The organism is Kitasatospora sp. NPDC053057, assembly GCF_044546945.1.
Lineage (GTDB): Bacteria > Actinomycetota > Actinomycetes > Streptomycetales > Streptomycetaceae > Kitasatospora.
The window spans coordinates 106,543-120,348 of the sequence record NZ_JBITZP010000005.1 but is presented as its reverse complement, the minus strand read 5'-3'; the positions used below and the strand labels follow the sequence as shown (position 1 = coordinate 120,348).

General features: G+C 71.5%; 7 protein-coding genes. All 7 read right to left on the bottom strand.

Annotation, left to right across the window (positions count from 1 at the left end):
* Positions 1-11: 11 nt before the first annotated feature.
* Positions 12-947 carry an ABC transporter permease gene (locus ACIG5E_RS08375; RefSeq protein ID WP_396532408.1) on the bottom strand — a complete coding sequence of 312 codons (936 nt, stop codon included), beginning with the start codon at positions 945-947 and terminating at the stop codon, positions 12-14.
* Positions 940-1,866: an ABC transporter permease gene (locus ACIG5E_RS08370; protein ID WP_396532406.1), complete on the bottom strand. Its 927-nt coding sequence runs from the start codon at positions 1,864-1,866 to the stop codon at positions 940-942. Before ACIG5E_RS08370 ends, ACIG5E_RS08375 begins: the two co-directional genes overlap by 8 nt.
* Before the next feature lie 141 nt (positions 1,867-2,007).
* Positions 2,008-3,654, bottom strand: a complete 1,647-nt coding sequence (locus ACIG5E_RS08365; protein WP_396532405.1) for an ABC transporter substrate-binding protein — start codon at positions 3,652-3,654, stop codon at positions 2,008-2,010.
* A gap of 432 nt (positions 3,655-4,086) precedes the next feature.
* Positions 4,087-5,991, bottom strand: a complete 1,905-nt coding sequence (gene typA / locus ACIG5E_RS08360; RefSeq protein WP_396532404.1) for a translational GTPase TypA — start codon at positions 5,989-5,991, stop codon at positions 4,087-4,089.
* A gap of 245 nt (positions 5,992-6,236) precedes the next feature.
* Complete coding sequence (locus ACIG5E_RS08355) at positions 6,237-8,072, bottom strand: ABC transporter family substrate-binding protein (protein WP_396532403.1); 1,836 nt, start codon at positions 8,070-8,072, stop codon at positions 6,237-6,239.
* Between the two features lie 93 nt (positions 8,073-8,165).
* A complete protein-coding gene (locus ACIG5E_RS08350) occupies positions 8,166-10,703 on the bottom strand; it encodes a SpoIIE family protein phosphatase (RefSeq protein WP_396532402.1) in 2,538 nt (845 codons plus the stop codon).
* Positions 10,704-11,014: 311 nt separating this feature from the next.
* Complete coding sequence (locus ACIG5E_RS08345; protein ID WP_396532401.1) at positions 11,015-13,753, bottom strand: SpoIIE family protein phosphatase; 2,739 nt, start codon at positions 13,751-13,753, stop codon at positions 11,015-11,017.
* Positions 13,754-13,806 lie beyond the last annotated feature (53 nt).

Sequence of the window (13,806 nt, the reverse complement as noted above, 5' to 3'; positions counted from 1 at the left end):
CACCTCTTCTCTCAGCGGAGCTTCGGGTCGAGGGCGTCGCGCACCGCGTCGCCGAGCATGATGAAGGCCAGCACGGTGATGCTCAGCATGCCTGCCGGGAAGAACAGCGCGAACGGCGCCGTACGGATCAGCTTCTGGGCCGACTCGATGTCGATGCCCCAGGAGATGGTCGGGTCCTGCAGACCGATGCCCAGGAAGCTCAGCGTCGCCTCCAGGGCGATGTAGCCGCCGAGGGAGATGGTGGCGACCACGATCACCGGGGCGATCGCGTTCGGCAGGATGTGCTTGAACATGATCCGGCTGGTGCTGGCACCGAGCGCCCTGGCGGCGGTGACGAAGTCGGCCTGCTTGACCGTGATCACCGAACCGCGCATGACACGGGTCATCTGGGTCCAGCCCAGGGTGACCAGCGCGAAGACCACGCTCCAGATCGTGCGCGTGGCGAAGGCGTTGAGGATCACCAGCGAGCCGAGCAGCAGCGGGATGCCGAAGAAGATGTCGGTGAGGCGGGAGATGATCGTGTCGACCCAGCCGCCGAAGTAGCCGGCGAGCATGCCGAAGATGCCACCGAGGATGGTCGTACCGAGGGTGACGCAGATGCCGACCACGACCGAGGCGCGGGCGCCGTAGAGGACGCGGGCGTAGATGCTGCGGCCCTGACCGTCGTAGCCGAACCAGTCCCCCTCGAAGAAGTGGCTGTAGTTCGGCGGCGTGTGGAAGTGGTCGCGCAGGTCGCCGGCCCGCGGGTCCACCGAGGTGAACAGGCCCGGCGCGATCGCGATGACGATCAGCAGCAGGATGAGCAGCGCGGAGATCACGAAGATCGGCTTGCGGCGCAGGTCGTGCCAGGCGTCGGAGCCGAGGCTGCGGGCCTTCTCGGGCTTGGCGGCCGCCACGACGGCGGGCTGGGCCGGGGTCTCCTCGGCCGTCTTGGTCAGGTCAGGCATAACGGATCCTCGGGTCCAGGACCGCGTAAAGCAGGTCGACGATCAGGCCGGCGGCCAGGTAGACGATCACGAGGAAGGCCACGAAACCGGAGACGGTCGCGCCCTCCTTCATGTTGATCGCTTGGTAGAGCGCGTGACCGACACCCTGGACGTTGAAGATGCCCTCGGTGACGATCGCGCCGCCCATCAGGGCGCCGAGGTCGGTGCCGAGGAAGGTGACCACCGGGATCAGCGAGTTGCGAAGCAGGTGGGTGCCGATGACCTTGCGGCGCGGCAGGCCCTTGGCCACCGCGGTGCGCACGTAGTCGGCCTTGATGTTCTCGGCGATGGAGGTACGGGTGAGGCGCGCGACGTAGGCCAGCGACAGCGAGCCGAGCACGATGGCCGGCAGCACCAGCTGGGTGATGTCGGTGCTGTCCTGGACGGTCGGCTTAACCCACTTGAGGTTGATGCCGAAGATCGTCTGGAACAGGAAGCCCAGCACCGGGACCGGGATCGAGATCAGCAGCAGGGTGAAGATCAGGGCGCCCTTGTCGAACACCTTGCCGCGACGCAGGCCGGCGAACAGGCCGATGCCGATGCCCAGCACGATCTCGATGCTGAACGCGAACAGTGCCAGCTGGACCGTGACCGGCAGCGCCTCGGTGATCTTGTCGAGCACCGGACGTCCGTCCAGGGCCTTGCCGAAGTCGCCGGTGAACAGGCCCCCCATGTAGTCGAGGTACTGCTGGATCAGCGGCTCGTCAAAGTGCTGCTGGTGCTTCAGCGCGGCGAGCTGCACCGGGTCCGGCGCCTTGTCGCCCCACAGCGCTGCCAGCGGGTCACCGGGCAGCAAGTGCACCATGAAAAAGATGAGTGCGGTCGTTCCGAGGAACACCGGGATCATCTGGAGCAGTCGCCTCGCGACAAAGCGCCCCATCGTGCCTCCATGTATGGCTCTGCCGGGCCCGTCAACCCGGCAAGAGATAAGTCGGCGTGCCAACGGCCGGTGCCAGTCCCCGCCCTTGTGGGGATGGGACGGGCACCGGCCGTTGTCACCGGGTCAGGCGGTGCCGACCGATTACTTCTTCTTCTTGACCTCGACGTCGGTGTAGACCGGGTCGCCGAAGGAGTTGAACTTCACGTTCTGGACGTTGTTGGAGTAGCCCGAGTTGGTCTTGTAGTACCAGAGCGGGATCTGCGGCATGTCCTTGGCCAGAACGGCCTCGGCCTGCTGGTACAGCTCCGCGGTCTTCTCGACCGTGGTGGCGGCGTCGGCCTCGTGCGCCAGCTTGTCGAACTCGGGGCTCGAGTAGCCGGCGTCGTTCGCGGAGGCACCGGTGCCGTAGACGTCGCGCAGGAAGTTGGCGTTCAGCGGGTAGTCCTGCACCCAGCCGGTACGCATCATGCTCGGGACCTGCTTCTTGGTGACGATGTCACGCGAGGTCTTGAAGTCCGGCTTCGGGTCACCGAGGCACTCGACGCCGGTCGCCTGGCGGATCGAGTTGCAGACCGCGTCCACCCACTCCTTGTGGCCACCGTCGGAGTTGTAGAGGATGGTGATCTTGTTGCCCGGAACGCCGCCACCCTCCTGGATGAGCTGCTTGGCCTTGGCCGGGTCGTACTTGCACGCGTCGCCGCAGGTGCCGGCCTTGTAGCCCATGACGCCCGGCGCCACGAACGAGTCAGCGGGCTGACGGCTGTTGTTCAGCACGGTCTTGGTGATGGTGTCGCGGTCGATCGCCATCGACAGGCCCTGGCGGACCTTGGCCTTGTCCGCACTCTGCCACTCGGGCTGGTACATCGCGAACGAGATGTTCTGGATGGCGCCCTGGGCCTGGTCGATCGCGCGGTTGCCCAGGTCGTCCTTGTACTTCGGCAGGTCGGTCGAGTCGACCTGGTCCAGGACGTCCAGGGTGTCGGACATCAGGTCCTTGTAAGCGGCCTCGGGCGAGGTGTAGCTGCGGAAGACGATTCCGCCGTTCTTCGCCTTGTTGCTGCCCTGGTACTTGTCGTAGGCCTTCAGGGTGACGGCCTTGTTGTGCTCCCACGAGACGAACTGGTAGGGGCCGTTGCCGACCGGCTTCTCGCCGTAGCCCTTCGGGTCCGCGAAGAACCCGGTGGGGAGCGGGAAGAAGGCCGAGTAGCCGAGCTTGTACGTGAAGTACGAGACGGGCTGCGTCAGTTCGATGGTGAAGTGGGTGTCGTCGACGACCTTGAGGCCGGTCATCTCCTTGGCGGTCGGGTCGCCCTTGTCCGGGTGGACGGCGTCGTAGCCGGCGATGTCCGAGAACCAGTCGGAGTTGATCTGGTTGTTGGCCGGGTTCGCGGACCAGTTCCAGGAGTCCACGAAGGACTTGGAGGTGACCGGGGTGCCGTCGTGGAAGGTCCAGCCGGACTTCAGCGTGACGGTGTAGTTCTTGGCGTCGGTGGTCTCGATCTTGTCGGCCACCTGGTTGCGCAGCGCACCGGTCGCGGGGTCGTAGTCGACGAGGCCCGTGAAGAGCTGCTTGACGATGCGGCCGCCCTGGTTCTCCATGGCGTTGGCCGGCTGCAGCGGACGCTGCGGCTCCGCGCTCTGGAAGCTGAACGTGCCCGAGGGGTCGACCGCGGCGCTGTTCGAGCTCCCGCCGGAGGAGTCGCTGCTGCCGCTGCTGCTACAAGCAGTCGCGGCGAGCGCGACAGCAACAGCTGCGACAACCCACTTGGCCTGGCTCACACCACGCATCGGTGTGCCTCCTGAATTCGACGTTTGCGACGAGGAAGGCACCGCGGAACGGTGATCACCGAGCCCGCAATGCCGTCCGCGCTCGTGGTTTCGGCGCGCACCCCTGCGCGTTCACCCTTGACCCGAGCCTGACTGGCTCCACTATCCGTCACGCACGGACACGAAAGTGACCAGTGACGATCTCAATTAGGTCACATGAACAGTCGGTAAGTTTCGAAAACCGGACATTTGAGACATAGCCAGACAGGCACCAAACGGACAGTCGTCACGGATGACGAACTGTCACGTTCGCTCAGCGGACACCTGGGTGTGATGAGCGCTATTCCGTTAATAGCGGCCGCGACAACTTGGAGTAGTTGAAAAAGTTCGCCCCCCTCTCCATCGGAAAGGGGGGCGAAGCATTCCGGCCAAAGGCCGATCAAGCCGTCCGGATCACGCCTTCTTGGCGCGCGAGGCGGTGCGTCCGCGGTCCTTCTGGTCCAGCACGACCTTACGGATGCGAACCGTCTCCGGAGTCACCTCGATGCACTCGTCCTCGCGGCAGAACTCCAGCGACTGCTCCAGCGAGAGCTTGCGCGGCGGGACGATCGACTCGGCCACATCGGCGGTCGAGGACCGCATGTTGGTGAGCTTCTTCTCCTTGGTGATGTTCACGTCCATGTCGTCGGAGCGCGAGTTCTCGCCGACGATCATGCCCTCGTACACCTCGGTGCCCGGCTCGCAGAAGAGCACGCCGCGCTCCTGCAGGTTGGTCATCGCGAAGGCGGTGACCACACCGGCCCGGTCGGCGACCAGCGAACCGTTGTTGCGGGTGGTCAGGGTGCCGAACCACGGCTCGTGGCCCTCGTGGATCGAGTGGGCGATGCCGGTGCCGCGGGTGTTGGTGAGGAACTCGGTGCGGAAGCCGATCAGGCCGCGGGACGGCACGACGAACTCCATCCGGACCCAGCCCGAGCCATGGTTGGACATGTTGTCCATCCGGCCCTTGCGGATGCCCATGAGCTGGGTGACGGCACCCATGTGCTCCTCCGGCACGTCCACGGTGAGGCGCTCGACCGGCTCGTGGGTCTTGCCGTTGACCTCCTTGGTGACCACCTGCGGCTTGCCGACGGTCAGCTCGAAGCCCTCGCGGCGCATGGTCTCGATCAGGATGGCCAGCGCCAGCTCACCGCGGCCCTGCACCTCCCAGGCGTCCGGGCGCTCGGTGTCCAGGACGCGCAGCGAGACGTTACCGATCAGCTCGCGGTCCAGGCGGTCCTTCACCTGGCGGGCGGTGACCTTGCGGTCCACCTTGGCGCCGGACTTGGCGTCCGCGCCCTTGCCGCTGCCGCCGCGGCCGACCAGCGGGGAGGTGTTGGTGCCGATGGTCATCGAGATGGCCGGCTCGTCCACCGTGATCAGCGGCAGGGCGATCGGGTTCTCCGGGTCGGCCAGGGTCTCGCCGATCATGATGTCGGAGATGCCGGCGACGGCACAGATGTCACCGGGGCCGGCGACCTCGGCCGGCTTGCGGGTGAGCGCCTCGGTCATCAGCAGCTCGGAGATGCGGACGTTCTGGATCGAACCGTCGCGCTTGATCCAGGCCACGGTCTGGCCCTTGCGCAGCTCGCCCTGCTCGACGCGCAGCAGCGCGATGCGGCCGAGGAAGTTGTCGGCGTCCAGGTTGGTGACGTGGGCCTGGAGCGGCGCGTCCTCCTCGTAGCTGGGGGCCGGGACGTGCTCCAGCAGGGTGGAGAAGAACGGCTCCAGGCTGGTGCTGTCGGCCGGGACGGTGCCGTTCTCCGGCTTGGTCAGCGAGGCGACGCCGTCACGGGCGCAGGCGTAGACGATCGGGAACTCGATCTGGTCCTCGTCCGCGTCCAGGTCGAGGAACAGGTCGTAGGTCTCGTTGATGACCTCGTCGATCCGGGAGTCCGGACGGTCGGTCTTGTTGATGCACAGGATGACGGGCAGGCGGGCCGAGAGCGCCTTGCGGAGCACGAAGCGGGTCTGCGGCAGCGGGCCCTCGGAGGCGTCGACCAGCAGGACGACCGCGTCCACCATCGACAGACCGCGCTCGACCTCGCCACCGAAGTCGGCGTGGCCCGGGGTGTCGATGATGTTGATGGTGATCGGCGCGCCACCATCCTTCGGGTGGTACTTGACGGCGGTGTTCTTCGCGAGAATGGTGATGCCCTTCTCGCGCTCCAGGTCGTTCGAGTCCATCATGCGGTCGTCGAGCTGCTGGTGGGCGGCGAAGGCGCCAGCCTGCTTCAGCATGGCGTCGACCAGCGTGGTCTTGCCGTGGTCGACGTGGGCGACGATGGCGACGTTACGGATGTCGTTGCGCGTGGGCATGCCTAGCGGATTCTCCCGGAATCGTGGGTTACGGCGGGCCCGGCCGCGAGACGCGCACTTGCGGCCCCTCGGCCGCCGTCACCCGTTCCGCCTGCTACTACCGGTCCACCCGCCGGGCATCTGGACATGCCTCGGCTTTTCCCTATGGTACGGGGAAGCGCCCAAGGGGGCAGAAACGAGCAGGTCGGGCGGGACCAAGATCACAGCTGGGTCACACCTGCCGGGGCCTGCGCCCGCCCGCTGAGCTAGCGCGTCCAGCCCAGGTCCTGGAAGCGCGGCCACCCGAAGCCCCACACCCCGGCCCCGGCCAGCCCGGTCCGCACCGCGACCAGTTCCGGCCGCTGGTACAGCGGCACCGAGTGCCCGAGCTGCCAGATCCGTACGTCCGCCTCCTGCAGCAGGTCCAGCCGGGCCGCCGGGTCGAGTTCGGCGGCCGCCCGGTCGAACAGCCGGTCGATCTCCTCGGTGCCGCTGCGGCCGTAGTTGCCGCCGGAGGCGAGCGCGCCGTCGGCGTCCGGCCGGGGCTTGGCGTACGCGGCGCGCTGCTCGGCGGCCGGGCTGGGGCCGGCCGGCCAGGAGAACAGCGCGAGGTCGTAGTCCCCGACGGCCAGGTGGTCCTGGACGAAGGTCTCGGCGGGCGCGGTCCGCTGCTTCACCGCGATGCCGGACTCGGCGAGGTCGGCGGCGAGCGCGTCGGCGGTGCGCTTGGCGGTCGCCGAGCCGGCCGGGACGAGCAGGGTGAGGGCGAGTTCCTTGCCGCCCTTGGTCCGGGTGCCGCCGTTCGGCCGCTTCCAGCCGGCCCCGTCCAGCAACTGCGCGGCGTCGGCCGGTCCGGCCGCGGCGCTGTCGTCCCGGTAGCCCTCCTGATCGGCGGCGAGCAGGTGGCTGCCGAGCGGGGCGCCGGGCAGCCCGAGCGGTCCGAGCGCGGCCTCGGCGATCCGCCGCCGGTCGACCGCCCGGCCCACCGCCCGCCGGACCGCCGGATCGGTGAGCGGACCGCGGGCGGCATTGAGGGTGAGCTGGGTGAGCGAGGCGGCGGCCGCCCGGTGCACGGTGATCCCGGGCAACGACTCGGCCCGCCGAAGTGCCAGCACGGCCGCCTCGGGCGCGGCGGCGGGCGGGGCCGCCGGGGAGGCGGATGGAGCGGGCGGGACCGCGGCCGGGGTGGGGCCCGCCGAGGGGCTTGCCGTGGGGGCGGCCGGCACCGCCCGGTCCACCGCCGCGGTGAGCGGGGCGACGTCCACCCGGTCCTGGGCCAGCGCGTCCAACCGCTGCTCGGGCGGGGTCGCCAGGAAGTCGATCCGGTCGGACTTCGGCAGGTCGCCCCACCAGCGCGGGTTGCTCACCACGGTGACCCGTCCGCCCTTCGCGTCGTACCGGGAGACGGTGTACGGCCCGGCGCTCAGGTGGCCGCCGCCGGTGAGCGCCCGGTTGAAGGCTTCCGCCGTGGCGGTCTCGGCGGCCGGGTAGAGCGGCCCGAACAGCGCGCGCCACTCGGCGTACGGCCGCCGGAAGGTCACCTTGACCTCGTGCGGGTCGGCACCCTGGGTGATCGACTCGATGGTGTCGTACCCGGCTGGGTGTCCGCCCCGGTAGGCCGGGTCCAGCCCGGACAGTGCGGCCCGCTGGGCGGTGAGGTCGGCGGCCGACAGCGGGGTGCCGTCGCTCCAGACGGCGTACGGGTTGAGCCGGTAGGTGACCACCTGCGGCTGCTGCCCGGGCGGGGTGGACTCGGCACCGACCAGGTAGTCCGGGTCGGGGACGAGACGCCCGTGCTCATCGGGCCGGAACAGCGAGGGGTACAGCGCGTGGGCGAGCAGCGCCGAGTCGGCGTTCGCGCCGCTCTGGTAGACGTTCAGCGTGGCCGGCACGCCGTCCACCGCCCAGCGCAGCATGCCGCCGTTCTCGACGCCGGTGCGGTCGACGGGCCGGACGTCCCCGGTGGTGGCGGTGGGGTCGGCCGGGGCCGGGGCCGGTGCCGGCTCAGGGCCGCGGACCGGCTCCGGGCCGTCGGAGCAGCCGCCGAGACCGGCGGCGAGCAGCAGCGCGGCGGCTGCGGCGGTGAGCTGGCGAACGCGCATGGCGGCCATGGAACGCCGCCCGCCCGGCTCGGGCCGCGCCGACACGGCGGGCCGCCGGGCTACTGCACCCGGACGGCCCAGGGGTCCCCCCGGCTACAGCGCCAGCTCGAACCAGACGATCTTGCCCTTGGGAGTGCGCCGGCTGCCCCAGCGCTCCGCCAGCAGGCTGACCAGCTGCAGGCCGCGCCCGCCCTCGTCGGTCTCCTGGGCGCGCCGCTGCCGGGGCTGGGCGTAACCGTCGTCCCAGACCTCGCAGACCATGCTGCGCTCGCGCAGCAGCCGCAGCCGGATCTCGCCCCGCCCGTGCTTGAGCGCGTTCGTGACCAGCTCACTGACCAGCAGCTCGGTGGTGTCGACCAGCTCATCCAGGCCACGGGAGAGCAGCCAGCTGCAGGCCAGCTCGCGGGCCTTGGCGACGGAGGTGGGCTCGGGCGGCAGGAACCAGTTGCCGACGGCGTCCTCGGGGAAGGCGTGCACCTTGGCCATCAGCAGCGCGATGTCGTCCTCGCCGTGGTGCGGGTCGAGTTCGCCGAGGACGTGGTCGCAGAGGTCCTCCAGGCCCTTGCCTCGGTCGGCGAGCGCGGCCCGGAAGGCGCGCAGTCCCTCGTCCAGCTGGTGCTTGCGGCTCTCCACCAGGCCGTCGGTGTAGAGGCCGAGCACGGCGCCGTCCGGGAGGGTCAGCTCGACCTCCTCGAAGGGCTCGCCGCCGACGCCGAGCGGCAGCCCGGGCGGCACGTCGAGCATCCGGGCGGGCTCGCCCGGGCTGAGCAGGACGGGCGGCAGGTGGCCGGCGTTGGCGAACACGCAGCGGCGGGTGACGGCGTCGTAGACGGCGTAGACGCAGGTGGCCAGGTAGACCTCGCGGGCCTCCTCGTCGGCCGTCGAGGTGAGCCGGCCGTACGGGGTGGGCGGGCCGACCGGGACGGAGTCGTCGCCGAGGCCGCGGGCGATCTCGTCCAGCGCGCCGAGCACCTCGGCCGGGTCGAGGTCGAGCATCGCCAGGGTCCGTACCGCGGTGCGCAGCTGGCCCATGGCGACGGCGGCGCGCAGGCCGCGGCCCATCACGTCGCCGATGACCAGGGCGGTGCGGTTGCCGGGCAGCGGGATGACGTCGAACCAGTCGCCGCCGACCTCGGTGTTGTTGTTGCTGGGCAGGTAGCGGCAGGCGATCTCCAGGCCGCTGGCGGCCGGGTTGCCCGGGGGCAGCAGGCTGCGCTGGAGGATCAGCGCCCGCTCGTGCTCGCGGCGGTAGAGCCGGGCGTTGTCGATGCAGACGGCGGCGCGGGCGACGAGTTCCTCGGCGATCGCCACGTCGCGGGCGTCGAAGGGCTCGCTGCCGATCGCCCGGGAGAGCTGGACCAGGCCGAGCACCTGGTCGCGGGCGACCAGCGGGACGATCAGGGTGGAGCGCAGCAGCGGGTCGCGGCCGGGCTCGGGGACGACGCTGCGGCCGGTGCGCAGTGCCCGGGCGTGCGGGGAGCGGCGCGGGTAACAGAGCGTGCCGCCGGCCTCGGCGATCGGCAGGCCGGTGACCGAGCCGAGCACCGAGGAGGCGCCGCCGATCACACTGGAGACGGCGACCCGGCGCAGTTCGCCGCTGCCGTCGGTGAGCACGGTGTCGCCGAGCCGGCCGGCGCTGGGGACGGTCTCGCCGGAGAGCAGCGCGGTGTACAGGTCGACGGTGGCGAGGTCGCAGAACGGCGGGACGACGACGTCGAGGAGTTCCTTGGCGGTGGTCTCCAGGTCGAGGGTGGAGCCGATGTGGGCGCTGGCCTCGTTGAGCAGGGCGAGGTTGCGGCGCACGCCGTCGGCCTCGCGCTCGGCGACGTGCCGGCTGGTGACGTCGGAGACCTGCCCGGCCACGCCCATCGGCTGCCCGGCCGCGCCGTTGAGCCGGTACAGCGAGACGGCCCACAGCCGGTTGCCCTCGCGGGTCGGCACGACGCCGTGGAAGCGCAGGTCGAAGACGGGTTCGCCGGTGGTGAGGACCTTGCGCAGGGCGGCGGCGAGCCGGTCGGCCTCGGAGGGCGGGAAGAGGTCGTGCGGGGTGAGGCCCTCCAGATCGGTGGGGACGAGGCCCATGCCGGAGGCGAAGGCGTCGTTGACGCGCTGGAGTCGCAGCCGGTCGTCGAAGAGCACGAAGCCGGTGGGCGTCTGGCCGAAGACGGCCTCGGAGGCGGCGAGGTCGGTCTCGATCCGGCGCAGTCGGCCGAGGTCGACGGCCAGGCAGGTGGCGCCCGCGGTGGGCAGGGCGCTGTCGGGCATCAGGTAGAGCTCGGCGAGGCCCTCGCCGCCGCCGGCGTCCCGGTAGGGGGTGGTGCCGACCCACTCCTCGCCGGCCAGGGTGCGCTCCAGCCGGACGCGGCCGCGCTGCCACAGCTCGCGGGGGACGAAGGTGGTGATCGGGTCGGCGCCGACGGCCTCGACGGCGGGGACGCCGAAGAACTCGGCGGCCCGCTCGCTCCACTGGCTGATCCGCCCGTCGGGGCCGATCGCGAAGGTGGCGACCCGGATGTAGTCGTAGATCGAGCCCGGGTCCCCGGCGCCCCACGGCCTGGCCTCGGGGTGGGCGCCGGAGGCCGGCCCCGCGGGCCCGGTGCCCGGCGCGGCCGCCGGTACGGGCAGGTGCAAGGAACCGGCCTGCCCGGGTACAGCGGCATGACCGCTGCTGCTCGGCGCGTTCCGCGCCGGTGTGCTGTTCAACGGACCGACCCCTCCAACCCGCGACCGTCCGGATGTCGAGAAGACCGAGTATTCATCATCGAGGGGTGGGTTCACACGTCCTCAACATCACAACATCAGATCGGGCGAAGGTTTTTGTCCTACCGCCCGCGCAACCACAATGCCACGCGCGCGCCCCCTTCCGGAGCGCGCGCTCCCCCTGGGCGCCCGATGGCATATGCGGCACGGTTCTCCTGCGGCTCTACTCGCGTCACTAGTCGCTACGCTCGCTCAGTACCCGGCAGCGCCAGCTCGAACCAGACCACCTTGCCGATCCCCTCGGCCCGGGCGCCCCAGTGCAGCGCCAGCCGGTGGACCAGCTCCAGGCCCCGGCCGCCCTCGTCTGCCTCGGCCGCGTGGCGCTCCCGGGGCGGGTCCGGCAGCGGGTCGGAGATCTCGGCCAGCAGCGTCTCACCTAGCGTCAGCCGGACCCCGATCGGGGCACTGGCGTACCGGACGGCGTTCGTGACCAGCTCGCTGACCAGCAGCTCGGCGGTGTCGGTGAGGTCCTCGACGCCCCACTCGGTGAGCGTGGAGCGGACCAGCCGGCGGGCCCGGGAGACGGCGGTGGGCTCGGCGGGCAGCGTCCAGCCGGCCGTCGGGGTGCCGGCCTGGCCGTGCCCGAGCCGGGCCAGCAGCAGGGCGACGTCGTCCGGCTCGCGGCCCTGCTCCATGGTGTCGAGCACCGCCTCGCAGGCGGCCTGGATCGAGGCGTACGGCTCCTGGAGCACGGTGATCAGCCGGCCGAGGCCGACGTCGAGGTCCTTGTCCCGGGACTCCACCAGGCCGTCGGTGCACAGCGCGAGCAGGCTGCCCTCGGGGATCTTCAGTTCGACGGATTCGAACGGAACTCCGCCCACGCCGAGCGGGGCGCCGGAGGGCAGGTCGAGGATCCGGCCGGCGCCGCCGGGCAGCGGGCCGCCGGTGCGGGTCGGCTCCACGGCCTCCTCGCCCGGCACCACCAGCACCGGCGGGATGTGCCCGGCCTTGGCCACCGTCAGCTTCGCCGTGCCCGGGTCGAAGACGGCGTAGACGCAGGTGGCGAGCAGCGCCTCGTCCGGGCCCTGGGCGAGGTCGTCGGCCAGCTCGTGGACGTGCCGCAGCAGGACGTCCGGCGGCAGGTCGAGGGCGGCCAGCACCCGGACGGCGGTGCGCAGCCGGCCCATGGTGGCGGCGGCCCGCAGGCCGTGGCCCATCACGTCGCCGACCACCAGCGCGGTGCGGTCGCCGGGCAGCGGGATGACGTCGAACCAGTCGCCGCCGACCTCGGTGCCGCTGCTGCCGGGCACGTACCGGTAGGCGACCTCGACGCCGGTGGGCTGCGGGACCTGCTGCGGGAGCAGGGTGCGCTGGAGGGTGAGCGCGGCGGTGCGCTCGCGGGCGTACAGCCGGGCGTTGTCCAGCGAGCTGCCGGCCCGGTCGGCGAGTTCGACGGTGAAGGCGAGGTCGTCGCGGTCGAAGCCCTCGCGGTAGCCGGCCCGGCTGACCAGCAGCAGGCCGATCACGATGCCGCGGGCGCGCAGCGGGACGACCAGCATCGAGTGCACGCCCAGGTCGCGGGCGGCCTGCATCTTGGGGTCGCCGGGATAGGTGACGTCGTCCAGCTGGTCGGCGCCGGAGAGCAGCTCGGGCACGCCGGTGCGCAGCACCCGGCCGCAGGTGGAGTCCTCGGCGAAGGTGATCCGGGCGCCGCGCCGGAGCATCACCTCGACCTCGGGGCCGTCCTGGACGGAGGCGGTGCCGAGCTGGAGCAGCGAGGTGCGCCGGTCGTGGCCGTGCCGGGGCAGGTCGTCGCCGTGGGCGACGGCCTGGAGCAGGATCACCGCGGAGTGGTCGGTGAGCCGGGGGACGACGGAACTGGCGAGTTCCTGGGCGATCCGGGCGGCGTCCAGCAGGTCGCCGACTCGGGAGCCGAACTCGTTGAGCAGCGAGAGCCGGCGGCGGGCGTGCTCGACCTTGGCCACCGCCCGGTAACGCTCCGTCACGTCCATCACGGTTCCGGAGATGCCGAGCACCCGGCCGGAGCGGTCGGTCATCCGGCTGTAGGAGATCGAGCGGTAGCCGGGCCGGGTGGTGACCGGGGAGGCGAGCGTGACGTCGATGACCGGCTCGCCGGTGGCCAGCACCTGGCGCTGGATCGCGGTGATCTCGTCGGCGGCCCGCTCGGGCAGGGTCTCGCCGGTGGTGCGGCCGACGTGGTCCTCCAGGGCGACGCCGTTCATCTGGGCCAGGGTCTGGTTGACGGCGGTGTAGCGCAGGTCGCCGTCCAGGATGGCGATGCCCAGCGGGGACTGCTCGAACAGCGCGTCGCGCACCGCGAGGTCCCGCTCGACGGCCCGGACGGCGGCCGCCTCGGCCAGGCTGACCTGCAGGAACGGGGTTCCGTCGCCGTCCACCAGCAGGGAGATCCGGGCGTCCACGGCGACCGGCCGGGCGTCCCGGTCGCGCAGCTCGGCGTGGCCCGCCCAGCGGCCGTTGCGCAGGGCGCCCTGGATCGCGGCCCGGATCCGGGCGACCTGCTCCTGGTCCGGGATCAGCTCGTCGATCCGGCGGCCGACCAGCAGCTCGCTCGGCCAGCCGAGCAGCTCCTCGGCGGCCGGGCTCCACAGCACCACCCGGCCGGAGGTGTCCAGGATGGCGATGGCGACCTTGAGCATGTCCAGCAGGCTGCCCCCGGGCGGCGCGCCGAGGCCGGGCCCGGCGTCGGCCGGCCCGCCCGGGAACGGCCGGCCGGGGCGGCTGCGCAGGCCGGGCTGGACACCGGACTCGGGGACGGCCAGGGTCGGCGCCGACTGGACGGGCTGCGCGGACCCGGGGTCGGCGGGGCCGCCGCGCCGACGGCCGGACGGCGGCTGCGGGGCGGCCGGACGGGCGGCGCGGCGAAGTCGGGCGCGGGCGGCGGCGCCTCCCGCGGTGCCTGCCCGCCGCGCTCCCCCGCCGCCGTTCCCGGTAGTCGACACCGACGGGGCCTCCGGCTCTGGTCGGGATCGGCGGCGCCGGCTGGGGCGGCTCA

Bases quoted from the DNA above. Each gene is read 5' to 3' on its own strand.
- ACIG5E_RS08375 (WP_396532408.1), bottom strand. From the start codon at position 947: ATGCCTGACCTGACCAAGACGGCCGAGGAGACCCCGGCCCAGCCCGCC.
- ACIG5E_RS08370 (WP_396532406.1), bottom strand. From the start codon at position 1,866: ATGGGGCGCTTTGTCGCGAGGCGACTGCTCCAGATGATCCCGGTGTTC.
- ACIG5E_RS08365 (WP_396532405.1), bottom strand. From the start codon at position 3,654: ATGCGTGGTGTGAGCCAGGCCAAGTGGGTTGTCGCAGCTGTTGCTGTC.
- typA (WP_396532404.1), bottom strand. From the start codon at position 5,991: ATGCCCACGCGCAACGACATCCGTAACGTCGCCATCGTCGCCCACGTC.
- ACIG5E_RS08355 (WP_396532403.1), bottom strand. From the start codon at position 8,072: ATGCGCGTTCGCCAGCTCACCGCCGCAGCCGCCGCGCTGCTGCTCGCC.